The 25,235-nt window shown below is 28.8% G+C and carries 28 protein-coding genes and 1 tRNA gene; 9 read left to right on the top strand and 20 right to left on the bottom strand.

The genetic code is table 11. From position 1 onward, the window contains the following. Position 1: 1 nt before the first annotated feature. The 3 genes from L8W57_RS01705 to prfA all read left to right on the top strand — a co-directional run bounded on the left by L8W57_RS01705 (position 2) and on the right by prfA (position 2,181). Positions 2–763, top strand: coding sequence for a pseudouridine synthase (locus L8W57_RS01705; RefSeq protein WP_263661883.1), 762 nt, complete (start codon positions 2–4; stop codon positions 761–763). A gap of 83 nt (positions 764–846) precedes the next feature. Further along, positions 847–1,110: a 30S ribosomal protein S20 gene (rpsT, locus tag L8W57_RS01710; protein WP_039617063.1), complete on the top strand. Its 264-nt coding sequence runs from the start codon at positions 847–849 to the stop codon at positions 1,108–1,110. Between the two features lie 3 nt (positions 1,111–1,113). Then, positions 1,114–2,181: a peptide chain release factor 1 gene (prfA, locus tag L8W57_RS01715; protein ID WP_133319093.1), complete on the top strand. Its 1,068-nt coding sequence runs from the start codon at positions 1,114–1,116 to the stop codon at positions 2,179–2,181. A gap of 8 nt (positions 2,182–2,189) precedes the next feature. On the opposite strand, the gene L8W57_RS01720 is transcribed toward prfA, so the two are convergent. From L8W57_RS01720 to L8W57_RS01730, 3 genes are all read right to left on the bottom strand, one after another. Further along, entirely contained in the window at positions 2,190–2,768 is a 579-nt protein-coding gene (locus tag L8W57_RS01720; protein WP_133319092.1) for a lytic transglycosylase domain-containing protein, read from the bottom strand. Between the two features lie 68 nt (positions 2,769–2,836). Beyond that, on the bottom strand, positions 2,837–4,408 hold the full coding sequence (recJ, locus tag L8W57_RS01725; protein ID WP_263661884.1) for a single-stranded-DNA-specific exonuclease RecJ: 1,572 nt from the start codon (positions 4,406–4,408) through the stop codon (positions 2,837–2,839). Beyond that, the gene (locus L8W57_RS01730; RefSeq protein WP_263661885.1) at positions 4,398–6,035 is read right to left on the bottom strand and encodes a CTP synthase; all 1,638 of its coding nucleotides are present in this window, start codon (positions 6,033–6,035) and stop codon (positions 4,398–4,400) included. Before L8W57_RS01730 ends, recJ begins: the two co-directional genes overlap by 11 nt. Positions 6,036–6,135: 100 nt before the next feature. Here L8W57_RS01730 and thyX point away from each other — a divergent pair, with 100 nt between their 5' ends. Beyond that, a complete protein-coding gene (gene thyX / locus L8W57_RS01735) occupies positions 6,136–6,768 on the top strand; it encodes an FAD-dependent thymidylate synthase (RefSeq protein WP_039617054.1) in 633 nt (210 codons plus the stop codon). A 14-nt stretch (positions 6,769–6,782) separates the two neighbouring features. On the opposite strand, the gene L8W57_RS01740 is transcribed toward thyX, so the two are convergent. The 13 genes from L8W57_RS01740 to dnaA form a co-directional block, all read right to left on the bottom strand. Further along, positions 6,783–6,992, bottom strand: coding sequence for an alkylphosphonate utilization protein (locus tag L8W57_RS01740; protein WP_133319089.1), 210 nt, complete (start codon positions 6,990–6,992; stop codon positions 6,783–6,785). A gap of 9 nt (positions 6,993–7,001) precedes the next feature. Further along, on the bottom strand, positions 7,002–7,649 hold the full coding sequence (locus tag L8W57_RS01745; protein WP_133319088.1) for an outer membrane beta-barrel protein: 648 nt from the start codon (positions 7,647–7,649) through the stop codon (positions 7,002–7,004). A gap of 52 nt (positions 7,650–7,701) precedes the next feature. Continuing rightward, a complete protein-coding gene (gene queF, locus L8W57_RS01750; RefSeq protein ID WP_039617048.1) occupies positions 7,702–8,088 on the bottom strand; it encodes a preQ(1) synthase in 387 nt (128 codons plus the stop codon). Between the two features lie 46 nt (positions 8,089–8,134). Next, entirely contained in the window at positions 8,135–8,887 is a 753-nt protein-coding gene (locus L8W57_RS01755) for an urease accessory protein UreD (RefSeq protein WP_263661886.1), read from the bottom strand. A 1-nt stretch (position 8,888) separates the two neighbouring features. Beyond that, complete coding sequence (gene ureG, locus L8W57_RS01760) at positions 8,889–9,488, bottom strand: urease accessory protein UreG (RefSeq protein WP_039617044.1); 600 nt, start codon at positions 9,486–9,488, stop codon at positions 8,889–8,891. Positions 9,489–9,498: 10 nt separating this feature from the next. Next, positions 9,499–10,167 (bottom strand): urease accessory protein UreF, encoded by a 669-nt coding sequence (locus tag L8W57_RS01765; protein ID WP_133319086.1) that lies wholly within the window; start codon positions 10,165–10,167, stop codon positions 9,499–9,501. Between the two features lie 2 nt (positions 10,168–10,169). Then, positions 10,170–10,637: an urease accessory protein UreE gene (locus L8W57_RS01770; RefSeq protein WP_052243344.1), complete on the bottom strand. Its 468-nt coding sequence runs from the start codon at positions 10,635–10,637 to the stop codon at positions 10,170–10,172. Next, on the bottom strand, positions 10,637–12,334 hold the full coding sequence (gene ureC / locus L8W57_RS01775; RefSeq protein WP_133319085.1) for an urease subunit alpha: 1,698 nt from the start codon (positions 12,332–12,334) through the stop codon (positions 10,637–10,639). Before ureC ends, L8W57_RS01770 begins: the two co-directional genes overlap by 1 nt. Next, complete coding sequence (gene ureB / locus L8W57_RS01780; RefSeq protein ID WP_263659227.1) at positions 12,331–13,002, bottom strand: urease subunit beta; 672 nt, start codon at positions 13,000–13,002, stop codon at positions 12,331–12,333. The genes ureC and ureB overlap by 4 nt, the downstream gene beginning before the upstream one ends. Positions 13,003–13,050: 48 nt before the next feature. Further along, positions 13,051–13,248, bottom strand: a complete 198-nt coding sequence (locus L8W57_RS01785) for a hypothetical protein (RefSeq protein WP_133319083.1) — start codon at positions 13,246–13,248, stop codon at positions 13,051–13,053. A 275-nt stretch (positions 13,249–13,523) separates the two neighbouring features. Next, on the bottom strand, positions 13,524–15,842 hold the full coding sequence (gyrB, locus tag L8W57_RS01790; protein ID WP_263661887.1) for a DNA topoisomerase (ATP-hydrolyzing) subunit B: 2,319 nt from the start codon (positions 15,840–15,842) through the stop codon (positions 13,524–13,526). A gap of 9 nt (positions 15,843–15,851) precedes the next feature. Continuing rightward, entirely contained in the window at positions 15,852–16,919 is a 1,068-nt protein-coding gene (gene dnaN, locus L8W57_RS01795; protein ID WP_039617031.1) for a DNA polymerase III subunit beta, read from the bottom strand. Between the two features lie 132 nt (positions 16,920–17,051). Beyond that, entirely contained in the window at positions 17,052–18,380 is a 1,329-nt protein-coding gene (gene dnaA, locus L8W57_RS01800) for a chromosomal replication initiator protein DnaA (RefSeq protein WP_263661888.1), read from the bottom strand. 122 nt (positions 18,381–18,502) lie between these two features. Between dnaA and ruvC the strand changes: the two genes are divergently transcribed. Continuing rightward, on the top strand, positions 18,503–18,979 hold the full coding sequence (ruvC, locus tag L8W57_RS01805; RefSeq protein WP_133319080.1) for a crossover junction endodeoxyribonuclease RuvC: 477 nt from the start codon (positions 18,503–18,505) through the stop codon (positions 18,977–18,979). Positions 18,980–18,981: 2 nt separating this feature from the next. On the opposite strand, the gene L8W57_RS01810 is transcribed toward ruvC, so the two are convergent. Continuing rightward, the gene (locus tag L8W57_RS01810) at positions 18,982–19,614 is read right to left on the bottom strand and encodes a hypothetical protein (protein WP_133319079.1); all 633 of its coding nucleotides are present in this window, start codon (positions 19,612–19,614) and stop codon (positions 18,982–18,984) included. A 121-nt stretch (positions 19,615–19,735) separates the two neighbouring features. Between L8W57_RS01810 and L8W57_RS01815 the strand changes: the two genes are divergently transcribed. After that, on the top strand, positions 19,736–20,356 hold the full coding sequence (locus L8W57_RS01815; RefSeq protein WP_263661889.1) for a DUF305 domain-containing protein: 621 nt from the start codon (positions 19,736–19,738) through the stop codon (positions 20,354–20,356). Positions 20,357–20,381: 25 nt separating this feature from the next. Here the strand turns inward: L8W57_RS01815 and L8W57_RS01820 are convergent. From L8W57_RS01820 to L8W57_RS01830, 3 genes are all read right to left on the bottom strand, one after another. Next, positions 20,382–20,457 (bottom strand) — tRNA-Val (locus L8W57_RS01820). Positions 20,458–20,504: 47 nt separating this feature from the next. Next, a complete protein-coding gene (locus tag L8W57_RS01825) occupies positions 20,505–21,695 on the bottom strand; it encodes a replication-associated recombination protein A (protein ID WP_263661890.1) in 1,191 nt (396 codons plus the stop codon). Beyond that, positions 21,692–22,867 (bottom strand): DUF945 family protein, encoded by a 1,176-nt coding sequence (locus L8W57_RS01830; protein WP_133319072.1) that lies wholly within the window; start codon positions 22,865–22,867, stop codon positions 21,692–21,694. The genes L8W57_RS01825 and L8W57_RS01830 overlap by 4 nt, the downstream gene beginning before the upstream one ends. Positions 22,868–22,998: 131 nt before the next feature. On the opposite strand from L8W57_RS01830, the gene glmM reads away from it, so the two are divergent. The 3 genes from glmM to hemJ are packed head-to-tail and all read left to right on the top strand — an operon-like array spanning position 22,999 to position 25,227. Beyond that, positions 22,999–24,336: a phosphoglucosamine mutase gene (gene glmM / locus L8W57_RS01835; protein ID WP_039619503.1), complete on the top strand. Its 1,338-nt coding sequence runs from the start codon at positions 22,999–23,001 to the stop codon at positions 24,334–24,336. Further along, positions 24,329–24,784: a signal peptidase II gene (gene lspA / locus L8W57_RS01840; protein ID WP_133319071.1), complete on the top strand. Its 456-nt coding sequence runs from the start codon at positions 24,329–24,331 to the stop codon at positions 24,782–24,784. The genes glmM and lspA overlap by 8 nt, the downstream gene beginning before the upstream one ends. Then, positions 24,778–25,227, top strand: coding sequence for a protoporphyrinogen oxidase HemJ (hemJ, locus tag L8W57_RS01845; protein WP_039629243.1), 450 nt, complete (start codon positions 24,778–24,780; stop codon positions 25,225–25,227). The genes lspA and hemJ overlap by 7 nt, the downstream gene beginning before the upstream one ends. Positions 25,228–25,235 lie beyond the last annotated feature (8 nt).

The raw sequence follows: 25,235 nt of genomic DNA on the forward strand, positions 1-25,235 counted from the left end.
TATGAGAATTAATAAATTCATCTCACACAATAGCAAATATTCTCGCCGTGAGGCTGATGAGCTAATCAAGCAAGGCTTAGTAAAAATCAATAAAAAAACAGCCTTACTAAGTGATAGTGTAAATGCTGAAGATAAAGTTTTTATCAATGGTAAAAAGCTTCATAAAAAAACACAATTTTCAGTCATCATTTATCATAAACAAAAAGGTGAAATAGTTAGTAAAAAAGATGATAGAGGCAGAAAAACCATCTATCATACTTTACCAAAACAATTTAGCACTTGGCTTAGCGTAGGAAGACTTGACTTTGCAAGCGAGGGATTGCTTTTATTAACTGACTCACCTGTGATAGCAGATGCGCTTATGCATAGTGATTTAGAAAGAGAGTATTACTTAAAAGTAAAAGGTAGTATAGATAAAAATGTCATCGAAGCTATGCAAAATGGCTTAGAAATTCAAAATGAAAAAAAAGGGGCTCATGCTAAAACTAAAATAACTTCAATGAGTTTTGCTCCATTTTTAGGCTTTGAAATTTTTGGTTCAAGCGGAGGCTATACGAAGTTAAAAGTAATCATTAATGAAGGTAAAAACAGAGAACTAAGACGCTTTTTTGGACATTTTGATTTAGAAGTAATGGATCTTAAAAGAGTGGCATTTGGAGCATTAGATCTTGGTATATTAAAAGCTGGTAAATATCGTTATTTGGAAAATGGCGAGTATGAAAAACTACGCGATTTTTTAAAAATAAATGATATTAGATATTAATACTTTAAAAATACTTAAATTAATTAAAATTTAATTTTATTTTTGTATAATTAGCAATTTAATTTATATAAAAAAGGAAAATTATGGCAAACCATAAATCTGCTGAAAAAAGAGCAAGACAAACTATCAAAAGAACTGAAAGAAATAGATTTTATAGAACAAGATTAAAAAACATTACAAAAGCGGTTCGTGAAGCAGCGGCAAATAACGATAAAGAAGCTGCACAAAATGCATTAAAAGTAGCTAATAAAAGCATTCACGCTATGGTAAGTCGCGGATTTTTGAAAAAACAAACTGCATCACGTCGTGTTAGCAGATTAGCATTATTGGTAAACAAATTAGCATAATTAATGTTAGCTGATAAACTCAAACCTTTTTTAGCACGCTTTGATGAGTTAAATACTCTTCTTAGTGATGTTAATATCTCTAATGATATTTCTAAAATGACAGCTCTATCTAAAGAGCAAAAAAATTTAGAACCCATAGTAGAAAAAGCAAAAGAATATCTCAAAACCTTAGATGATATAGAAGAAAATAAACTTCTTTTATCTGATCCTGAACTAGGTGAACTTGCAAAAGAAGAACTTAAAAATCTCGAAGTTTTAAAGCCACAACTTGAAGAAAAATTAAAAATTCTCTTATTACCTAAAGATCCAAACGATGATAAGAATATCTTTTTAGAAATTCGTGCAGGTACAGGTGGCGATGAAGCTTCTTTATTTGTTGGGGATTTAGTAAAAGCTTATATACGCTATGCTGAAAATCGTGATTATAAATACGAAATAGTCAGCTCAAGTGAAGGTAGCGTAGGTGGATTTAAAGAAATCATCATTCTTATCAAAGGAAATGGAGCTTATTCAAGGCTAAAATACGAAGGTGGCACGCATAGGGTTCAAAGAGTACCTGAAACAGAATCTCAAGGTAGAGTTCATACTTCAGCTATTACAGTGGCTATTATGCCTGAAGTTGATGATGTTGAAATTCAAATCAATCCAAATGATTTAAAAATCGATGTAATGCGTAGTAGCGGTCATGGTGGTCAAAGCGTAAATACCACAGATAGTGCTGTAAGAATCACTCACATTCCAACAGGTATAGTTGTAGTAAATCAAGATGGTAAAAGCCAACATAAAAACAAAGAAAGTGCCATGAAAGTCTTAAAGGCAAGACTTTTTGAAATGCAAGAACAAGAACGCTTAGCTAAAGAAAGCCAAGCAAGAAAATCACAAGTTGGAAGTGGCGATAGAAGCGAACGCATACGCACTTATAATTTCCCTCAAAATAGAATTAGTGATCATAGAATAAATCTTACTTTATATAGACTTGATGCGATTTTAGAAGGTGGACTTTTTGATGAAATCATCGAGCCATTAATCGCTTATTATCAAGCAGAGGCTTTAAAACAAGAAAATTTATAATTCTTGTTTTAATTATTGCTTGCTAATAAAATTCTATATTGTTCTTTATCAACATTTATCAAAAGCGAAACTAATTTAAAAGCTCTAAATTTTTCCATTACAAAAAGATCTTTACTATCTTTTAAAACTATAGCAACTAAATTTTTCATTACTTTATCAAGCCAAATATTTTTATATTTATCATTTGCTGAATGATATCTTCCAATAGCATTCCAATTAAACCCGTATCGTTGTATAATTTCATAAAGTAATCTTGCTGCTATGTCTATATTTGCACTAACTTTTACAATCTCTTTTTCGCTAACACCATAACGCTTTAAATGAATGCTATTAATTTGCATTAAACCATAATCTCTTGTTTGATTTTTATTTCTACCAATGATATTATGTTCATAAGCTGCATTCTCTGTCAAAGCTATGGCTTTAAGTAATGCCATGGGTATATTATACTTTCTAGCCGCGATTTTAAAATCTTTATCATATTTATAAAAATTTTCAGGTATATAAATATCACCTATAAAAATTTTTGTATCAAAAGCAAAAGTAAAATTAAAAAATATTGCTAATAATAAAATCCTTTTTAACATTTTACTCCTTTATAGTACTTATGCTATAGCAAATTTATAAATAAAAATTATGCAAATAAGTTAATAAATTATCTAAGAATTTCTTTTATAGTAAGTTGAGGGGTGATTAATCCTCTAAAATTATTTTTAGAAATACTAGCTATAAAATCAATATTTTCACCAATTTCTGGCTCATAGTCAAAATTAAAAAATAAAGCTTCTAAAGTCTTATTTCCTTGTGTTAAAATAAGTTTTATATGATTTTCATCTTTACCAAGTCTTTTTTTGTTTTTTACAAAAAGCTTATCAAATTTAAAATATGGCCTTGGGTTTTTATGCCCAAAAGGTTCAAAAAATTCCAATATCTCTAAAAGTTCAAAATCAACTTCATTTGGATCAATACTACCTAAAATCTCATCAGTATTGTAAAAATCATCTTTAGGGATATTTTGACAAATTTCATAAAGCTTATTTTTAAAAATACCAAATTTTTCAAGCTCGACTAAAACTCCAGCTGCACCTTTATGTCCACCATAGCTTAAAACAAATTCTTTAGCTTGTTCTATAACATTTAAAATATCTATCCTACCCACGCTTCTAACGCTAGCTTTAGCCTTTTGCTCACATTCTGAAAAAACAAAGGCAGGCTTGTTAAAATGCTTTGCTAAACGACTTGCAACTATACCCAAAACACCCTCATGCCAATTTTGGCCATTGACAATAATCACAGGATCATTTTCATCAACTTGTTCTAAACATTGTTTAAAAAGCTCGCGCTCTTCATCTTTACGGCTATTATTATAAGTAATGATTTGTTCTAAATAACCCATAACCTCATTAATATTTTTAGAATGCAAAAATTTATAAGAAATAATCGCATCATCCATTCTACCTGCACTATTAATCAAAGGTGCAATTAAAAAACTAATATTATCAAGCTCAAATTTATCCTTACCAAAATACTGTTTGATAGCTTTAAATGCAACTCGTTTTGAATCATTAATACACTCTATGCCTTTTCTAACTAAGGCTCTATTTAAATCTCTAAGCTCCATCATATCTGCGATAATTGCGATAGATAAAAGCTCTATAAATTTACACATATTATAATTAATCTTACATACTTCTTTTATAGCAGCAACTAAATACCAAGCCACTTGAGCACCACAAATTTCAATATCAGGAAATTCACAATCTTGTTGTTTAGGATTAATGATCGCATAAGCTTTTGGTAAAGTAGCTGGAGGCATATGATGATCGGTAATGATTAAATCAATTCCTTTTTGTAAACAAAGCTCTGCTGCATCAAAAGCTGCTATACCATTATCTACAGTGATGATTAAATCTACCCCATTAAGTTCATTGATGATTTCTTCATTTAGACCATATCCATCTTTAAAACGATTTGGAATTTTTACCACATAGTCATATCCGATATCATCAAAAAATTCAGATAAAATCACACAAGAAATCACCCCATCTACATCATAATCTCCAACAATAGCAAGCTTTTGATTTTTTTCAATCGCTTCTTTAATACGTAAAGCACCCTTATAGACATCTTTTAAACAAGATGGCATAGGTAAATCACAAAGCTTTACATGTGTATCATTGATAAAACGCTGGTGTAAAATTTCTTTTATTTTGGCTTTATTTAGCATGATTTGTTAAAGATGCCTTGATAAAAGAAAAAATAGCCGGATTAACCCTAACTAAGCGTGAAGTAAATTCAGGGTGAAACTGCACTGCTAAGAAAAATGGATGATCTTTAAGCTCTACAGCCTCAACTAAACCTTCATTTTCCCCGCTTATAATAAGCCCATTTTTTTCAAACATTTCTTTGTATTTTGGATTAGCTTCATAGCGGTGGCGGTGGCGTTCTTTTACGCTTTTTTGATTATCATAAACCTTACTTAAAAGTGTATTTGGCTTGATATGACACTCATAAGCTCCAAGACGCATAGTTCCACCAAGTGGAGTTTTACTTGTTCTAATTTGCTTTTCTCCACTTGCGTCAATAAATTCATCAATCAAAAAGATGATAGGATTTTTACAATTTGGATTGAATTCATGAGAATTTGCATCTTCTAGTTTTAAAACATTGCGTGCAAATTCCACTAAAGAAAGCTGCATACCCAAACAAATTCCTAAAAATGGAATTTTATTTTCTCTTGCATATTGTATGGCTTTGATTTTTCCTTCTACTCCACGGTAACCAAAACCACCTGCTACTAAAATCCCATTTACATCTTTAAAGCTTTCTTCGACATTTGCATTTTCTAATTTTTCACTATCGATCCATTTTAAATTTACTCTTGCATCAAGTGCTGCGCCTGCATGGATAATGGCTTCTGTTAAGCTTTTATAGCTTTCTTTTAAATCTACATATTTTCCTACAAAAGCAATACTAAGTTCATTACTTGGAGCGATGACTCTTTTTACTAAAGAATCCCATTCGTTCATATTTGGCTTTAAATTTTGAAGATCTAATAAACTTGCAATAGAATTTAAAATATCTTGTTTTAAAAAATTTAGTGGAATTTGATAAATACTAGCTGCATCCACACTTTCTATAACGCAGTTTTTTTCAACTCCGCATGAAATTGCGATTTTGTCTTTTAACTCTCTATCTAAAGATTTTTCACTTCTGCAAATGATCATATCAGGGCTTATACCTATACGGCGTAATTCCCCCACACTATGTTGAGTTGGTTTTGTTTTAAGTTCTCCTGCTGCTTTGATAAATGGCACTAAAGTCAAGTGAATATTAATAGCATTGTATTTACCCACTTCAAGTTTTAAAGCTCTAATAGCTTCTAAAAATGGTAAGCCTTCTATATCTCCTACCGTACCACCTATTTCAACAATTAAAATATCTTTATCAATTCCAGCCTTTTTAATACGATCTTTTATCTCATCAACTATATGAGGGATTACTTGTATAGTTTTTCCTAAGTAATCTCCTCTTCTTTCTTTTTCTATAACACTTTGATAAACTCTTCCTGTGGTAAAGTTATTATCCTGAGTTAAATTCTCATTTAAAAATCTCTCATAATGTCCTAAGTCTAAATCTGTCTCAGCTCCATCTTCAGTTACAAAAACTTCCCCATGCTCCAAAGGACTCATCGTGCCAGGATCTACATTAATATAAGGATCTGCTTTTAAAATACTTACTTTTAAACCTGAATTTTTTAAAATCGTAGCTATAGAAGCTGCTGCTATACCTTTTCCTAATGAGCTTAAAACACCACCGGTTACAAAAATATACTTAGTTTGTTTTAATTTCATAAAATAACCTTAATTTCTTTTTTTGAAATTATAACGAATAAAAAATTTTATTTTTATAAACATTTGTGTAAAATTCAATTATTTTTGAAGGAAATTTTCGATGAAAATCACATTATTAAATCATACTCCACTTTCTGTATGCTCTCATGCAACAAGAACATGTTGGCAAAGTTTTGACAAAGGCGATTGTGGTGGTGAGAAAGACAAAGAATTAATCGATCGAGTGGGAAATAAATTCAAACATGCTTCAACCTTAGAGCATTTAAACTATACTTTTTATATACAAGGTATTTCAAGAGCATGCTTACAAGAAGTTGCAAGACACCGCCACACTAGTCCTAGTGTAAAAAGCACAAGATATACTTTAAAAGAACTAAGAAATGAAAGCGAATTTAAAGAAAATGACTTTGAAAATGCTAAAAGATACTTAGTATTAACCGGAAATGAAGTAGTAGATAATGCAAGTATCAAAGCTTTAGAAAATCTGCGTTTGATTTTGCAAAATAGCATTAGTTTAGATATAGCAAAATACTGCTTACCAGAAAGTTATAAAACAGAATTAACTTTAACAATTAATGCAAGAAGTTTGCAAAATTTTATCACTCTAAGAAGCTCAAAATCAGCCCTTTGGGAGATAAGACAACTCGCAAATGCTTTATTTGAAAACTTGCCTGAGGAACATCAATTTATTTTTAAACATTGTGTTTATCAAGAAGAAAATTCCCAAGATTAATTGGGAATTTTTACTTATATTTTTTTAAGAAATTCAGTTTTCAAAACAATCACACCAAATTTATCTACTTTAGCTTCAATTTCAGTGTCTTTGTTTGTAAGCTTAATATTTTTTATAGTTGTTCCGCGCTTTAAAGTAGTGCTTGCACCTTTTACCTTTAAATCTTTCACAACACTTACACTATCACCTGTATTAAGCTCAGTTCCATTTGCATCTTTTGGCATATATTCTCCTTAGAATTTATAAGTATATCCTAGATATAAACCATAATTTGTTTGTTTAGGATCGTAAAAGTTTGAACCTACCATATTTTGATAAAAATTTCTTGTATTATAATGAGTTTGCTCGGCTTTAAAACCAAACTCAATTTCATTTGCTTGATTTAACTCATATAAAGCACCGATTTTTGCTCCATAAGTATAACCATCAAAATCTTGAGATAATGATAAAAAGCTTGTTTTTAAAGTAATATCCGTTCTTGCATAGCCACCATATACACCTAAAACAGCTCTTGTTTTTTCAAAGATTTTTGGAGTAAAATCATAACCAAGCAAAAACTTATGTGTAGTAAATTCTCCATCAATTTTTAATCTTGTGGTATTGATTACATCACTAAATTCGCTTGAATAATTATAAGCACCATAAATTCTATGATTTTCACTAAAACGATAACCAACTCTTAAACCAAAAACAGGAACATTACCTTCTAAATCACCATTATATTTAATGTTTTGTGTTTTTCTATGATCAAGATCAGATTTTACCTTAGTATGAAACCAACCAGCATCAATACCTAATAATATTCCTGAATTTTCATCAGCTAAAGCTAAATTTGAAACCAAAGCAGCACTTGCAACTAAACTAAATAATTTTAATTTCATATTTTCCTCCTTAAAATAAGACTTAATATATCCTTTTATTTTTAATAAAAACTTAATTTTGTGGTACCACTAAATCAGATCTACATTCAATCACAGTATGCACATTACCACGAGGGTTAAAATCACCTACTACTTTTATCCATTTTGGATCAAGTTTTTCTTTTAAAGTATTATAAATTTCATTAATACTTGCTTCATGTGAAACATTTCTATACATAAAGGTATTAATATAAAGTTTGATTGCTTTAAGTTCTACTACTAATTTATTTGGAATGTATTCTAAGTAAATTGTAGCAAAATCAGGATACCCACTACGCGGACAACAACACATAAATTCAGGTAAAGTGATTTTAATCACATAATCATTTTTGGCATCATTTGGCCAAACTTCCATATTTTCTACACTAAATTCTTTGATTTCTTTTTCACCATATCGCATTTATAATCCTTAGTTTGTTTTTAAAACTTTATAATACCACAATATTTTATATTTTATTTTGACAAAATTTAAAAAGCTTATCTTGAAGTAAAAGTAATTTTTCACTTTCATTACTAAGAATTTTTATACACAAACCCTCATAAAAAAGTTGATTTATATCGTCAAATGAAGCTTTTAATTCTTCATAAAACTCATCATATCCAAAAAGATAAATACTCAAATAATGCGTATAATTTGCAAAAAAATTTAAATCATTTTCTTTCATATAAGAAGGATTGATTTTAATTTTATCATTTAAAATTAAAGTATCATTTCTATAAATTTGAGTTAAACTCTCATAATTTTTAAAAGCAAATTTTTCATCCATAGCCACTCTACCAAAAATAACAAAATCAACATAAACTAATCTTGAAAAAGAAGCTAGATTAATCTTTGTATTTTGTATAAAATTTGCATTTTCTTGAAGCAAAAGTGGCTTTGGCATATAAAAAAAGCTTGCATTTTCTTCAAGAGTAAAATCAATATTTTTACTCGCAAAAGAATCTTTAGTATCATATACCTTTTCATAACTTTGTGTGAGTATAGCGGTGTTTGTACTTTTCTTACATATGATTTCAAAACTTAAATGATCCTCTTTAAAAATTCCGGCACTAGAATTTAAAACATATATACTAGTTAATTTTTTATCATAAAAATTCCTCATAAGTTTAAAAGGAGGAGTAAAAAAAGAATTTTTTATGATAGTTTTTTCATTGATAGTATCTAATGTAAGTTTAAAAACACTCTTTTGAGCAAACAAATCAATCCTTTAAAAGTGTGTATTTTTTAATCCAAGTAATGATTTCTTCTAAACCTTCTTTAGTTTGAAGATTACTCATGATAAAAGGTCTATCTCCACGCATTTTTAAAGTATCTTCTTGCATGATTTTTAAAGAAGCATTTACATAAGGAGCTAAGTCTATTTTATTGATAATCATTAAATCAGACCTACAAATAGCAGGACCACCTTTGCGTGGAATTTTTTCTCCTTGAGCAACATCTATAACAAAGATAAAAAAATCCACAAGTTCAGGTGAAAAAGTCATTGATAAATTATCTCCACCACTTTCTATAAAAATAAGATCTAAATCACTAAAACGCTCTTGTAAAAGTTCAACAGCTTCAAGATTACAAGAAGCATCTTCTCTAATGGCTGTATGAGGACAACCTCCAGTTTGCACTCCAATGATTCTTTCTTTTTCAAGAACGCCTTGTTTGATTAAAAAATTTGCATCTTCATTTGTATAAATATCATTTGTAATTACAGCCAAAGAAAGCTCATCTTTTAAAGCTTGACATAAATTTAATACTAAAGCTGTTTTACCACTACCTACAGGACCACCTATGCCTATTTTAACCATTATAACCCTTTTAAGAAATATAAATTTTAAATGCTAAATTTTGGTGTTTTATACCCAAATAATCATTTAAGACATTATGATTTTCACACCAATCTTTTAAAGTTAAATTTTGTAATTTAGAAAGAACCTTTTGAAAATCTTGCTGTAATTGAAAAAGTAAAATCTGCCCTTCATTTTGTGATAAAGGCACGATTTTCACAAGAATATTAACAAAATTACTCATTAAAGCAAATAAAAAACTTTCATACATAAAATCAAGCTCATTATCTTTACAAAATAAAGCATACACAAAAGGATAAATAGGAGTTTGATTTCCTTTAATGTATTGATTTAATAAAGGATTTGATAATCCATAAAGACTAACATTTTTTACAAAGCGTTTAGCTAGAAAAACATAAGCTTGACTTTGTTCTTTTGCAACTATACTTGATAAAAATTTTCTTTGAAAGACTAGTAAATTTTTTACATCATTTGCATTTTCATAAGCTATTTTCAAAGCTAAAAGCTCAAAATATAAAATATTAGAATAAAGCTGAGTTTTTAAAACTTTTTTTGCATCTTCTATATTTTTTATATAAGCAAAATTCACATAAGATTCTAAACCAAAAGAATGTGAAAAAGCTCCTATAGGAAAAGAAGAATCACTAATTTGTAAAAGTAAAAAATTTAATTTATTCATCTTTATTCTTTAATAAGTTTAAAATTTGGATCAACTTGGATAAAACTTGGCATATCAAGCATATATTTTGGCTCTAAAATTTCCTCACATTTTTCGTATTTTATATTAAATTTTTCTAAAAACCTTATGATAGAGTTTTGTTCTAAAGTAAGAAGTTTATGATCTTTATAAAATAAATTTAAGTGCATATTACCCACTTGATAACTTATTAAAGCAAGGTTGTATTCATTTTCTATGTGAATTTTTAAAACCTTTTCAGGTTTAATCTTCACTAAAATCAAAAAATCCTCATCATATAAACAATCATTATGATTTAAACCTTTATTATCAGGCATTTTTATAGCGACATCTAGTCCTTTTAAAGTTGTTGTTCTTAATATCTTTTTAAAAGTATCAAACCAACTAAGCTCTAAAAAATCGCATTCTTTATTTAAATCATAATGCGTTATTTTATTTTGAAGTAAAATCATCAAATCATAAAATATTTTCTAGCTAAAGCTAAAGAATCAACGCTCTTAGAGCTAATAAGCTCACCATTTATTTTTACTTCATAAGTTTGTGGATTTACTTCTATATCTTGAACTTTATCATTAAATTTTAAGTCTTTTTTAGTGATATTTCTACAATTTTTTACTGCAACACATTTTCTTTTTAAGCTTAATTTTTCAGGCATATTAGCTTCTAAAGAAGCTTTAGAAACAAAATGTAAAGCATTTTCATTTAAATTTGCACCAAACATTTTTTCATAGATAATAGGCTCAGGTGTTGGGATAGAAGCATTAGCATCGCCTATTTTTGCACCTACTATCAAGCCACCTTTTAAAATAAGCTTTGGTTTTACTCCAAAAAATTTAGGTTGCCAAAGTACTAAATCAGCAAATTTTCCTACTTCAATAGAACCAACATAACTATCAATCCCATGTGCAATAGCAGGATTTATAGTGTATTTTGCTATATAGCGTTTAATACGGAAATTATCGTCTAAATCATTATCTTCTTTCAAGGCACCAAATTCTTTTTTACATTTATCAGCACTTTGCCATGTTCTTAAAATCACCTCACCTACGCGTCCCATAGCTTGAGAATCACTACTCATAATGCTAAAAACACCCATATCATGAAGTTTATCTTCTGCTGCTATAGTTTCAGGACGAATTCTACTATCTGCAAATTCAACATCTTCTTTGATTTTATTATCTAAATGATGACAAACCATAAGCATATCTAAATGTTCATCAATGGTATTTTTAGTAAAAGGCATAGTAGGATTAGTACTTGCAGGTAAAACATTTTCAAAACCTGCCATTTTAATAATATCAGGAGCATGGCCACCACCTGCACCTTCAGTATGAAAAGTATGGATAACTCTACCATTAATAGCTTTAATCGTATCTTCTACAAAACCTGCTTCATTTAAAGTATCTGTATGGATAGCTACTTGTATATCCATTTCATCAGCTATATTTAAACTAGCATCAATCACACTAGAAGTAGCACCCCAATCTTCATGAATTTTTAAGCCGCATGCACCGGCTATGATTTGCTCTTTTAAAGCATTTTTATTACTTGAATTTCCTTTACCTAAAAAGCCAAAATTCATAGGGTAATTTTGCGTAGCTTTTAACATAGAATGTATATGATAAGCCCCACTTGTGCAAGTTGTAGCATTTGTTCCCTCACTTGGTCCTATGCCACCTCCTATCATAGTAGTAACACCACTATATAAGGCACATTCAATTTGAGTTGGGGAGATAAAATGTATATGAGTATCAATACCACCTGCAGTTACTATTAAACCTTCTGCACCGATAATATCTGTACTTGTGCCTATAACTAAGCTAGGATCAACTCCATCTTGTATATCAGGATTGCCTGCTTTTCCTATACCTACTATATAGCCATTTTTTATCCCAATATCTGCTTTATAAATACCGGTATAATCAACAATCAAAGCATTAGTTAAAACTAAATCCGGAAATTCTCCCTCACTTACACTTTGAGCCATACCATCTCTAATATTTTTACCACCACCAAATTTAACTTCTTCGCCATATAAAGTATAATCTTTTTCTACTCTTAAAATCAAATCTGTATCTGCTAATCTTACTCTATCATTAGTTGTTGGACCATACATATTCACATAGTCTTTTTTGCTAATCTTAATCAAAGAAATCCTTTCTCTTTTGCTTTTGATAAAGCTTTAGTTTTATTTTCATCATTGATAAAATCATCACAAAGATTATTAAAACCTAAAACCTTTTTTAAACCACCAAATTCTATTAAACTTACTGTTTTTTCTTCACCTGGTTCAAATCTCACACTTGTTCCTGAAGCGATATTTAACCTTTTACCATAAGCTTTTTCTCTGTCAAAAGACAAAAAGCGATTAACTTCAAAGAAATGAAAATGCGAACCAACTTGTATAGGACGATCACCTTTATTGCTTACTTTAATTTCTATAGAAGTTTTATTTTCATTAAGCACAATAAATTCTGATGATAAAAATATCTCTCCAGCTTTTATTTTATCATCATTTGCTATAGGCTCATGTATAGTAACTAATTTTGTGCCATCTTCAAAAGGAAGTTCTATTTGAATTTCTTCAAGTATACTTGCAACACCATCAATCACATCTTCACTTGTAAGTAAAGTTTTCCCTATGCTCATCAATTCACTCACACTTAAATTTTTTCTTGCAAGTTCCATTAATTCATAACATATATAAGCTAAAGCTTCATTATAATTTAATTTTATTTTTTGCTCTTTTCTATCTTTAGCGATTTTCCCTGCATAATGAAGCATTAATCGTTGCAATTGCTGCTGAGTAAAATGCATTTTAATCCTTATAAATTTTTTAGATATTATATAACTATTTGCTTGCTTTTAAGCAAAAAATTCTATTACATTTTTTAATTCTATTTTATAGTCTTTTTGAATTTCTATAAAAGGAAGATTTAAATTTTCACATTGAGCTTTAAATTTTTGATGATTTAAAATAAGAGTGTTTATTTCTTCTTTTTCACTAAATAAACGCTTTTCTATAACATTTTCATTTTGATAGATTAATTCATAATTTTGCAAAATATATTCTTTTGAAAAAACGATATAAAGTATTTTAATATCAGAATGATTTTGAAATTTTTGTAACTTTTTTGGAGTAAGATAAAATCCTTCAATGATTAAATTTTGTTTATTTTCTATACAAATTTAAATCATACCATCTACAATAGGAAACAAAAAATCAGTTATTTTTTCATCCTCATCTACTCTAAAAGGACAATTTTTCAAGAAGTCTTTGAGCAAGCAAGGTCTTTCCACTATGACCTTGCCCTCCAGTTAAAAAAATCATTTAAAAATTAAACATCCAAATGTTTAACATCTTTAGCATGAGCTTGTATATACTCACGGCGTGGTTCTACATCATCACCCATGAAAAGGTTGAAAGTATCATTTGCTCTTTGAGCATCCTCTATGGTGATCTTTAACAAACGACGATTACTTGGATCCATAGTTGTTTCCCAAAGTTGTTCAGGATTCATCTCACCAAGACCTTTATAGCGTTGTATATAAGCACCTTTTTTAGCATTTTTTTCAACTTCATCTAAAATTTCTAAAATATCTTTATCAAATTTTAAATCTCTATCTTTAATTTTTTGATAAATATAATTTGCCTCTTCATATAAAGGATTAGCAAATAAATCATCATTGATGATAAGTTCTTCTAAACCATTTTCAGTTTGTACATAAATACGAATTTCATTTTCATTGATATATGAATTTAAGATATTGTGATTTTGTTTTTCTAAAAATTCTTTTATGACTTTAAATAATTCTTCATTAGAAGCTTTTATCAAATCAGGATTTTCTATCAAATACCTAATCACTGAAATTACATTAAATCTTTTTTCTAATTCTTTTAAAACACTTCTATAAGCTGCAACGATTTTTAGAAAATCTTTTAAATCGTTTAATCCTATACCCTCATAAGTAGAACTTTCTATACCTGTTTCGATCAAATAATCATTTAAAGCTTTTTCATCTTTTAGATAAATTTCTTTTTTTTGACCTTTTTTATAGCGATATAAAGGTGGTTGAGCTAAATAAATATGTCCATTTGCTACAAGATCATTCATAAAACGGAAGAAAAATGTTAAAAGTAAAGTTTGTATGTGAGAACCATCTACATCAGCATCTGTCATAATGATGATTTTATGATATCTTAGTTTTTCTATATCAAACTCATCACCGATCCCACAACCAAAAGCTGTGATCATATTTTGAATTTGTTCACTTTTTAAAATTTTATCTAGTCTTGCTTTTTCAACATTGAGTATTTTACCTCTTAAAGGTAAAATCGCTTGGAAAGTTCTTTCTCTACCTTGTTTTGCAGAACCTCCCGCACTATCACCCTCAACTAAATAAATTTCGCTTTCACTCGGATCTTTACTTTGACAATCAGCTAATTTTCCTGGTAAAGTCCCTACACTTGAACTTTCTTTTTTACGGGTTAATTCTCTAGCTTTTTTAGCTGCTTCTCTACCACGAGCTGCCATTAAAGCTTTATTCATGATAGCTTTTGCTTCGATAGGATTTTCTTCAAAGTATTTTGTCAAATACTCAAAAGAAGCCTTAGAAACTATAGGTCTAACATAGCTTGAACCTAATTTTCCTTTAGTTTGTCCTTCAAATTGTGGCTCAGGTACTTTAACACTTACAACTGCTATTAAACCTTCTCTTACATCATCACCTGTGATTTTAGAGTCTTTCTCTCTAGCACTAGCATTTGCTTCAATGTAATTGCTAATAACACGAGTTAAGCCCATTCTAAAACCTGCTTCGTGCGTTCCACCATCTGGAGTTTTTATATTATTAACAAAAGAAAGTAAATTTTCACTATAACTATCATTATAAAGCAATGCTACTTCAACATTTACATCTTCTTCATCTACATTGAAAAATATTGCCTTAGTTAGAGCTTGTTTTTTATTTAAATCTGTAACAAATTGACTTATACCACCTTCAAAATGAAAGCTTTCTGCTTTTCCTACACGATTATCTTTAAAATTTATAGTAATTTTTGGATTTAAATATGCAAGTTCACGAAATCTTTTAGCTAAAATTTCATAATCAAAATCAGTCACTTCAAAAATTTGATCATCTGGCCAAAATTCTATGATTGTTCCTGTTTTTTTACTTTTACCTATGGTTTCAAAATTACTTGTAACTTTACCTTCTGAAAATTCTTGGCGATAAATTTCTCCATCTCTATGCACTGTAGCAACTAATTTTCTTGATAAAGCATTTACAACGCTTACACCAACCCCGTGTAAACCACCTGAAACTTTATAAGTATCTTTATCAAATTTTCCACCTGCATGAAGCACGGTTAAAACTACAGTTAAAGTAGGGATATTTTCAGTAGGGTGAATTCCCACAGGAATTCCTCTACCATTATCACTTACTATACAAGAGCCTTCTGTAGTAATTTCTACATTAATCGTATCACAAAAACCTGCCATAGCTTCATCGATAGAATTATCCACTACTTCATAAATCATATGATGAAGACCGCCTATGTTAGTATCACCTATATACATACCAGGGCGTTTTCTAACAGCTTCTAAGCCTTTTAAAACTTTAATATTTCCTGCGCCATAATTTTGATTTTCTTGCATTTATTTTCCTTATAAAATAACTGGCATAATTACAGTTTGTAATTCTTCACTTGAAACTAAGAATGCCATATGAGGTTCATTTATGCTAAGTTTGAATGTTTCACTTTCAATAGAATTTAAAAAGTCAGTGATGAATTTATTTTTAATGCAAAGATTAAATTCTTCATCTATATTAAGTTCCATTTCAAGTTCAGTTTTTGCTTCCATATTATCTAAACTAATACCTTCAAATACAAGTTTATCTTTATGAAAATTTAATTTCATTTTTTCAGTGATTACATTGATTTTTTTCAATGCATCCATAAATTCTTCTGTTTTAAAAATAAATTCTTTTGTGATATTTTTTGGAATTACTCTTTCATAATCAGGGAATTTATCATTAATAAGTTTTGTAAAAAACTCAAAATTATCATTTTTTGCAATCAATATATTTTCATCATAATAAATTTCAATTTTTTCAAAAAAGATTTTTTGCATTTCTAAAATAGCTTTTTTAGGGATACAAAGATTAAATTCTTTTTCGTTTGTTTTATTTAGTGTAAAAACCGCTAAGCGTTTAGTATCTGTTCCTACAAAGCTAATGTGGGTTGTTTTTATATCAAGTAAAGCACCATTTAAAGAATACTTTGGATTATTTGTATCAACTGCAGGTAGGATTTTTTTCAAAGATCTACTTAAATCACTTGAATCAATATCAAATTTATCTTTTCCTTCAGTGCTTGGGAAATTTGGAAAATCTTCATAATTAAACATAGGAAGTTTATATTTAGTTCCTTTTTGTCTAATAAAAAGGAAATTTTCTATAGTTTCTAAGACCACATCTTCATTATTTAAACTTTTAATGATATCTAAAATACTTTTAGCATTAGCAGTTGCAAAACCTGCACTTTCAACTTTAATTTTTTTGATTTTATAGTTAATACCTATTTCATAATCACTTGCCCTTATGATTAATTTATCTTCAACTACTTCAAAAAGTAAGTGAGAAGCGATGTTGCTTGAGTCTTTTTTATCTACATAAGAGTTAGTTAAAACTATGGCAGATTCTAAAGTGTTTTTATTAATGCTAATTTTCATTTTTACTTCCTTTGTTTTTTAAATTTATTTTATCATAATAATAAGCAATGTGAAAATGTGAAATGCTTTTTAAAAGCCTTTTTTTATAGAAATTTTACTCATAGAATAAAATTTTTTATTTTTCACTTTTATTCACAGGGTGCTTTTTATTTTTGTTAAAATTTTATTTCTTAATTCTTCTACTATGGCTTTTAGGTTTTCATTTTCGCTCATTAACTCTTGAATTTTTTTAATATTATGTGAAATGGCAGTGTGATCTTTCATATTAAAAAATCTAGCAAGTTGAGGCATAGACATAGTTGTAAGCTCTCTTGCTAAATATATCACAACCCTTCTTGCCATAACGATATTTTGTGTTTTTTTATTTGATTTTATATCATTTGATTTAAGATTATAGCTTTTTGAAACATCAGCAAGTATGTCTTCAACACTAATATTTTCTTTTGTTTCTTTAATGTGATCTTTCATAAAGCTTTTAACGATTTCTAAAGTGATTTCTTGATTAAAAAGTCTTGCTTGGGCATTTAGATTTGTAATCATACCTTCAATTTCTCGGATGTTATCTCCCATTGAAGTAGCGATGTAGCTTATGACTTCAGGTTTGAGATAAATAGCATTAAATTCACATTTTTTCTTGATAATTGCGATTTTTGTATCAAGCTGAGGTGGAGTGATATCTGCGATGATCCCATTTGCAAAACGGCTTTTTAAGCGTTCTGTTATGCCTTTTAACATATTTGGAGGATTATCACTTGTCATGATGATTTGTCCAAATTTTTCTTTTATTTCATTAAAAGTAAAGAAAAATTCTTCTTGAATTTTATCTGTTTTACCTAAAAACTGCACATCATCGATGAGTAAGACATCACAATTTTTGTATTTTTCATGAAATTTACTCATAGTTTTGTTATTTAAATACATGGTAAAATCATTGATAAAATTATCACTTGTAGCATAAATAACCTTATATCCATTATCTAAGCACACATTTCCGACAGCTTGAAGCAAGTGAGTTTTTCCAAGTCCTGTAGGGCCATAGATAAAGATGGGGTTGTATAATTTTCCAAGTTTGCTTTTATCGGTAATAGCTTTGCAAGTTGCATAGGCAAATTGATTAGAATCTCCTACAACAAAGCTTTCAAAAGTAAAAGAAGGATTTAAAATAGTACTTTGAAATTTAATCTGTGAAATATCTGTAGAAAAATGTTTTTTCTCTATCTTTTGATCATTTGTAATGATTTTAACTTGAGGGTTAATCCCTGTTTTTACTTCATAAAAATAAGCTAGTTTTTGTGCGTATTTTGTTTGTATAAATTTAGCCAAAAAATGATTTGGTGCGATAAATACTAAGATATTATTTTTACTTAATTTTTCACTAAATTGTAAGTGAGAAATATAAGTATTGTATTCGTTATTGCTAATTTCAGTTTTAAATTCAAGTAAAAAATCTTTTATATTCATTATTATTCTTATAAATTATGATGTAAAACTTAAAATTCTAGCTTATTTTTTATAAAAAATGGTTAAAATTATTCACATAAAAATTTAAATTTCACATCTATGTGAATAAAAAGGTGAAAAGTTTGAAAGTTTTAGGGATAGATCCTGGTTCTAGATATTGTGGATATGCTATTGTAGAAAAAATAAATAATAAAAATCAACTCATAGAAGCAGGACTTATCAAAATCAAACCCAATGATTTACAGTATCAAATCACAGAATTATGTGAAGGACTTGATCTAATCTTTAAAAATCATCAGTTTGATGAGGTAGCTATAGAAGATATATTTTTTGCTTATAATCCAAAAACGGTTCTAAAACTAGCACAATTTCGTGGAGCTTTGAGTTTAAAAATCTTACAAATTCATGGAGAATTTGCAGAATACACACCTTTACAAGTGAAAAAAACCGTAACAGGTAAAGCAAAAGCTACTAAAGAGCAAGTAGCTTTTATGGTAAAAAGATTACTTGGAATTTCAAAAGACATTAAGCCACTTGATATTACCGATGCTATCGCAGTAGCTTTGACGCATTTAGCAAATTTGAGAGTAAAAAAGTGATTTTACTTTCCATTTCCTATAAAATAAATTTCAACATCATGTAGAAGTTTTTCACATACAGCAGAATCAGTATTTTTTTCTACTACTAGGTTGATATGATTTTTGGTATCTCTAAAACTTCCTGCAGATTTTGAATTTTTTAATTCTAATTTTTGATTATCTTTTAAATATTTAATAGTTATTACAAATTTATGTGCCGCAGTAGCTTCGCCTAGATTTGTTTCTATCAAAACATTCATATTTGATGCTTTTGCTAGGGTTGCTTGAGTTTTGTTAATCACTTCTTTCATTCTTCTATTGAGTTCTAAAATTCTTGAGATGAATTTATTATCTATACTTTCAAATGCTATTTTTAGTTTATTCATAATTTCTTGATTAGTAGGTTTATCAGGTGCTACATAAACCATATAAAGTCCATTTTTAATATCTACTTTAGTGCTTTTAGTATCACGCCCACTACCAAAAACTTTTATATATATAGCATTATCAAGATATACTCTATCTATCATAGGACCATAGATTTCATATTCTCTTTTTCTTACGATTACTTCTCTTGCGGCTACTTGAATTTTTACTGAACAATCATGAATTATAGGTTCCATTTCTTTTTTTATTTCAAGTAGTTCTTTTAGCATATAACATCCTTATTATTTTTTTAGTATTATAGATTATAACAAAAAAATGTTTTTTTCTTTGTTAATTTTAGTTTATATAATTTTTATAACATTCCAAAGTTATTTTAAAAAAAGGAAAAAAATGAAAATAAAAACTATAGTTTCAAGTTTAGTTTTAGCAAGTACTTTATTTGCTGCAAATTCTCATCATACTCATCATGGAGCTTCTGGAAGTATTTCATCACAAATCATGATGAGTATGCATGAACCTATGATGAAAAATCCTTTAGTACAAAGTAATGATATAGAAAGAGATTTTTTAGCTAATATGATTCCACATCATCAAGGTGCTATTGACTCATCTAAGATTTTGTTAGAACATACAAAAAGTGAAGAGATGAAAAAAATCGCTCAAAATATCATCAAAGCTCAAGAAAAAGAAATCCAAGAATTTCAAGAAATTCTAGATAAAAATCTTTATACAAAAACTCAAATTGATGAAGAAACTTATAAAAAATTTGTCCAAGAAGAAAAAGAGTTAATGCAAAAAATGATGATTTTAATGAGTTCGGTTAAAGAAAGCAAAAACATCAATAAAGATTTTTTAGAAGCGATGATAGCACATCATCAAGGCGCGGTAGATGCTTCAAAACAAATTTTATTTTACTCTAAAGACAAAACTATCACTGATATTGCTAAAAAAATCATCTTAGATCAAGAAAAAGAAATTCAAGAATTTACGAATTTGTTAAAGTATATGTAGTGAATTGATCGAAAGAAATAAAAAATGGTGGCTCCGATTGGACTTGAACCAACGACCACCACCATGTCAAGGTGGTGCTCTACCAACTGAGCTACGGAACCTTAAAAAACAAAAATTATATAAAAATATTTTTACATTGTGCTTAAAATCACTTTTTAATTTTTTTCATATCATTTAACCATAAATCTAGCTGTGCTTCAAAACCTATACCTTTGCTATGATAAAATTTCAAATCTTTTTCTAAGTATCTTTGCTTAACCCAGCCACCAAAATCATGCGGGTAAAGGTAGTTTTTTCTTTGTGGGTTGTTATTATCAAGATAGGGAAGTATTTTTAATGCAGGATTATTTTGTACATAATTTAGTGCTTCATTTATAGCAAGGTAGCTTGAGTTTGACTTAGGCGAACTTGCTAAAAATACCACACATTGAGCTAAGATGATCCTAGCTTCAGGATAGCCTATGTTTTTTACTGCTATGAGTGTGCTTGTGGCTAGATTAAGTGCTTGTGGGTTTGCATTTGAGATATCTTCACTTGCAAATATCACTAATCTTCTAGCGATGAAATCCGCACTTTCACCCCCATCGATCAGCCTCGCAAGATAATACAAACTCGCATCCACATCACTTCCTCTTAAACTTTTTATCATAGAACTAGCTAATCTATAGTGTGTATCTTTACTTGAAGTGCCATCGCTTAAAACATTTGCTCTTAATTTTTTCAAAGTTTCAAGTGTGATATGAGTGCTATCTAAAGCCAAAGCAAACTCACATAAATTTAAAAAGCTTCTTGCATCATTTGCACTAGAAGTGATTAAAAAGTCTTTAGCATCATCATCGATTTTACATTGGAGTTTTTCTTGCACTTTTGTGGCAAGTTTTTCTAAGTCTTTATACTCTAAACCTTTAAATTCAAAAAGCATACTTCTGCTTCTTATGCCTGAAGTTAAAGTAAAGTAGGGGTTTTCAGTGCTTGCGCCTATGAAAAGGCATTTTTGATTTTCCAAAGGGATTAAAAGCATTTCTTGTTGAGTTTTTGAAAGCCTATGTACCTCATCGATAAATATCAAAGGTTTGTATAAAGAATTTTCATAATTACTTAGTATTTTTCTAAGCTCTTCAAGCTTAAAATTTCCTCCATCAAACTCATAAAAGTCTAGTTTATACTCATACGCTATAGCCCTTGCAAAAGAAGTTTTTCCACAACCTGCTGGACCAAAAAATACACTATGAGGGAGTTTTGAAACTTGTATGAATTTTTTAAAAATTTCTACTAAATTTTCTTGTCCTAAAACCTCATCTAAAGTTTTAGGACGAAAAGTTAAGCTTAAATTTGTCATTGTGGATTTATGGTAAGTCTTTCACCATTAATGATAGTTGTAACATCACTTTTATTAGAATCATCATAGATAAAATCAAGCATATAAGAGCCATTATTATCTACGAAATAAGTATCAAAATTTGCAAAATCAGGCCAAATTTGACTAGGAAGAATTTCTGTGTTTGCATGAAATTGTGATTTTATATTGTTTTCAGTGAAAATAGTTTGTCCATTTGCGTCAAATTTTTTACCTTCTTTTTCAAAACTTAGATTATTTAAGATGATTTGTGGGTTTGCTTTTAAAAACTGACTTGCCAAAAGCATCATAGAAAAAATATCAGTGTTTGAATTTTGCATTAAGCTATCATAAGCTTTTTTAGAAAGATTATTAAAATTCATATCTAAATTAATATTATTTAACATAAAGTTTTCATTTGCAAGATTAAATTTAGCTAAATCTAGTTTTAAAACACTATCATAATCGTTTTGAACATTTTGAGCTGTTTTTGCAAAAATTTTTAATTTATCAAAGTCAAAAGCAATAGAACTTATAAAACTAGCACTATCAATGCTTATATTTTGTTCACTATTTCTACTAGGACTAAAGATATCATTAAAGCTTAATTTTTGTATAGGAAATTCAGAAATTTTGATATTTTTTGCTTCTAATTTTTCTTTATGAGATAGTTGTTCTAATAAAACATAACCTAGATTAAGTTCCATATTTTTTACAAATTCATCAGAACCTATAATCTTAAATGATGTATTATTTAAAACTAAATTTGTATCATTGCGTGTGAAATTAATATCATTTATTTTTGCATTGATGTTAATGTCACCACCTTTGACGCTAACTAAGATTTTAAAGATTTCTTCGTTTGGAAAAATGCCTTTTAAGTCTTCATTTTCATTTAAAATAGAAACGATAGCATTATTACTTGCAAAAAAATTATTGGAAAAATCCACATTCACTTTAAAACTATAAGGTAAATCATTAAGTGTAGCTATAAAACTTCCTTTGGAATTTAAAAGTCCTTTAGTGTAATTAGTATCTTCAACATTATAATATGCTGTATCTTGACTCATTTGTGCAAAGATTTTTTCATTGATTGAGTTAATATAAGAAGCTGAGGTAAAAAACCCTATAACTAGTAAAATTACTACTACAACCCCTGCGATGATTTTTTTCATTCATTTTCCTTAAGTGAAATTTTAAAAATTATATATTTTTATTACTAACTAATGCTTATAAAATTCTCACATTTATACATTACTTAACTTTTTTACTTATAATTGCACTATTTAAAATCAAAGGTAAAAAAATGAAACTTTTTGGAACAGATGGAGTACGCGGTAAAGCGGGGGAGTTTTTGGATTCATTTTTAGCAATGCGTTTGGCTATGGCTGCTGGAATTTATTTTAAAGACAAAGCCCTTACAAACAATATCTTAGTAGGAAAAGATACAAGAAGAAGTGGTTATATGATAGAAAATGCTATCGTTTCAGGACTTACTTCTATAGGTTATAATGTTATAGAAATAGGCCCTATGCCAACACCTGCTATTGCGTTTTTAACTGAAGATATGCGTTGTGATGCAGGGATTATGATATCAGCTTCACACAATCCTTACTATGATAATGGCATTAAATTTTTTGATGCACACGGAAATAAACTTGATGAGCAAGCAGAAGCGAAAATAGAAGAAATTTATTTTAATGATAAACTCATAGAAGAGGCAAGAACAACAAAATCACAAATTGGTCAAGCAAAAAGAATTGATGATGTGATAGGAAGATATATTGTTTCTATAAAAAATTCTTTTCCTAAAGAGCTGACTTTAAAGTCTTTACGCGTTGTGTTAGATGTGGCTCATGGAGCTTCTTATAAGGTAGCACCTACGGTTTTTAAAGAACTTGGTGCAGATGTGATTGTGATCAATGATAAGCCAAATGGTTTAAATATCAATGAAAATTGCGGGGCTTTACATCCTTTAAATTTAGCTTTAGAGGTAAAAAAATTTAGAGCAGATGTGGGTTTTGCTTTTGATGGGGATGCGGATCGTTTGGTTGTTGTGGATGAAAAAGGCGAAGTAGCTCATGGAGATAGTCTTTTGGGTGTTTTAGCTTTATTTTTGAAAAAACAAGGCAAGTTAAAATCAAGTGTAGTTAGCACTATAATGAGCAATGGTGCTTTAAAAGAGTTTTTAACTAAACATAAAATCACACATGAAACTTGCAATGTAGGCGATAAATATGTACTTGAAAAACTCAAAGAATGCGGTGGAAATTTTGGCGGTGAGCAGAGTGGGCATATTATTTTTAGTGACTATGCAAAAACCGGAGATGGTTTGGTAGCTGCTTTACAATTTAGTGCTTTAATGCTAAGTGAAGTAAAAAGTGCAAGTGAAATTTTAAATCAAGTTAAACCTTACCCACAGCTTTTGCATAATCTTAAAATTTCAGAGAAAAAAGACTTAAGCAAGCTTGCAGGCTTAGAAGAATTGAAAAAAGATTTAGAAAAAAAAGGAATTGCTAGTTTGTTTAGGTATTCAGGTACAGAAAATTTAATACGCTTATTACTTGAAGCAAAAGATATTAAGCTTTTAGAAAAAGAAATGAAAGCTGTTGAAAGCTTTTTTATGAAAGCATTGAATGCTTAAAATTTTATCTTTAAAATTTTGGCTTGTTTTTGCTTTAGTTTTTATACTAGATCAAGTAAGTAAGTATTTGTTTTTGCAAGGGCTTGAATATAAGGGTGAAATTTTTGATTTAGTTTTAACCTATAATACCGGTGTAGCCTTTTCAATGTTTGCATTTTTAGGAGAGTATTTAAAATACATACAACTTGTTTTTATTTTGGCTTTGTTTGTGTATTTGCTTTATCAAAAAGAATTTTTTAAAACACATTTGATCGCTTTTGCTATTATGCTATCTGCTGGGTGTTCAAATTTACTTGATCGCTTTGTGCATATAGGTGTGGTGGATTTTGTATTTTGGCATAAGTGGTTTGAATTTGCTGTGTTTAATTTAGCTGATGTGATGATAAACATTAGTGTAGCTTTGATTTTAATAAAAGAAATTTTTAATAAAAAAGGAGAAAAATGTTAGATTTTTTAACTGACTGGTATTTGTGGATTAAAATGGTGCATTATTTAGCTTTTGTTTCTTGGATGGCTGGATTGTTTTATTTACCAAGACTTTTTGTCTATCATACAGAGCATAAAGATAATAAAGGCTTTGTAGAAGTGGTAAAAATTCAAGAAAGAAAATTGTATTTTTATATCCAAACTCCTGCGATGATAGTAACTTTAATAAGTGGAAGCTTGATGTTGCATGTAAATAAAGTTTTGATGGTTGGATCAGGATTTATGCATGCTAAATTAACCTGTGCTTTGCTTTTGATTATTTATCATTTGCAAAATTATTATTATTTAAAACAACTTCAAAATGATACTTGCAAAAAGAGTGGGAAATTTTTTAGAGCTTATAATGAAATTCCAACGATATTATTTATAATTATCGCTATTATGATGGTGGTAAGACCATTTTAGTAAAAAGC

Origin of the sequence: Campylobacter sp. IFREMER_LSEM_CL1890, from assembly GCF_025772045.1 — a bacterium.
In the GTDB taxonomy this organism is placed as follows: Bacteria; Campylobacterota; Campylobacteria; order Campylobacterales; family Campylobacteraceae; genus Campylobacter_D; species Campylobacter_D lari_D.

Bases quoted from the DNA above. Each gene is read 5' to 3' on its own strand.
- L8W57_RS01825 (WP_263661890.1), bottom strand. From the start codon at position 21,695: ATGACAAATTTAAGCTTAACTTTTCGTCCTAAAACTTTAGATGAGGTT.
- L8W57_RS01810 (WP_133319079.1), bottom strand. From the start codon at position 19,614: ATGCTAAAAGAACTACTTGAAATAAAAAAAGAAATGGAACCTATAATT.
- hemJ (WP_039629243.1), top strand. From the start codon at position 24,778: ATGTTAGATTTTTTAACTGACTGGTATTTGTGGATTAAAATGGTGCAT.
- prfA (WP_133319093.1), top strand. From the start codon at position 1,114: ATGTTAGCTGATAAACTCAAACCTTTTTTAGCACGCTTTGATGAGTTA.
- L8W57_RS01740 (WP_133319089.1), bottom strand. From the start codon at position 6,992: ATGCCAAAAGATGCAAATGGAACTGAGCTTAATACAGGTGATAGTGTA.
- L8W57_RS01815 (WP_263661889.1), top strand. From the start codon at position 19,736: ATGAAAATAAAAACTATAGTTTCAAGTTTAGTTTTAGCAAGTACTTTA.
- L8W57_RS01730 (WP_263661885.1), bottom strand. From the start codon at position 6,035: ATGAAATTAAAACAAACTAAGTATATTTTTGTAACCGGTGGTGTTTTA.
- recJ (WP_263661884.1), bottom strand. From the start codon at position 4,408: ATGCTAAATAAAGCCAAAATAAAAGAAATTTTACACCAGCGTTTTATC.
- rpsT (WP_039617063.1), top strand. From the start codon at position 847: ATGGCAAACCATAAATCTGCTGAAAAAAGAGCAAGACAAACTATCAAA.
- L8W57_RS01765 (WP_133319086.1), bottom strand. From the start codon at position 10,167: ATGAATAAATTAAATTTTTTACTTTTACAAATTAGTGATTCTTCTTTT.
- lspA (WP_133319071.1), top strand. From the start codon at position 24,329: ATGCTTAAAATTTTATCTTTAAAATTTTGGCTTGTTTTTGCTTTAGTT.
- ureB (WP_263659227.1), bottom strand. From the start codon at position 13,002: ATGCATTTTACTCAGCAGCAATTGCAACGATTAATGCTTCATTATGCA.
- queF (WP_039617048.1), bottom strand. From the start codon at position 8,088: ATGCGATATGGTGAAAAAGAAATCAAAGAATTTAGTGTAGAAAATATG.
- ureG (WP_039617044.1), bottom strand. From the start codon at position 9,488: ATGGTTAAAATAGGCATAGGTGGTCCTGTAGGTAGTGGTAAAACAGCT.
- L8W57_RS01745 (WP_133319088.1), bottom strand. From the start codon at position 7,649: ATGAAATTAAAATTATTTAGTTTAGTTGCAAGTGCTGCTTTGGTTTCA.
- L8W57_RS01720 (WP_133319092.1), bottom strand. From the start codon at position 2,768: ATGTTAAAAAGGATTTTATTATTAGCAATATTTTTTAATTTTACTTTT.
- L8W57_RS01705 (WP_263661883.1), top strand. From the start codon at position 2: ATGAGAATTAATAAATTCATCTCACACAATAGCAAATATTCTCGCCGT.
- glmM (WP_039619503.1), top strand. From the start codon at position 22,999: ATGAAACTTTTTGGAACAGATGGAGTACGCGGTAAAGCGGGGGAGTTT.
- dnaA (WP_263661888.1), bottom strand. From the start codon at position 18,380: ATGAATATAAAAGATTTTTTACTTGAATTTAAAACTGAAATTAGCAAT.
- gyrB (WP_263661887.1), bottom strand. From the start codon at position 15,842: ATGCAAGAAAATCAAAATTATGGCGCAGGAAATATTAAAGTTTTAAAA.
- L8W57_RS01830 (WP_133319072.1), bottom strand. From the start codon at position 22,867: ATGAAAAAAATCATCGCAGGGGTTGTAGTAGTAATTTTACTAGTTATA.
- L8W57_RS01770 (WP_052243344.1), bottom strand. From the start codon at position 10,637: ATGATTTTACTTCAAAATAAAATAACGCATTATGATTTAAATAAAGAA.
- thyX (WP_039617054.1), top strand. From the start codon at position 6,136: ATGAAAATCACATTATTAAATCATACTCCACTTTCTGTATGCTCTCAT.
- dnaN (WP_039617031.1), bottom strand. From the start codon at position 16,919: ATGAAAATTAGCATTAATAAAAACACTTTAGAATCTGCCATAGTTTTA.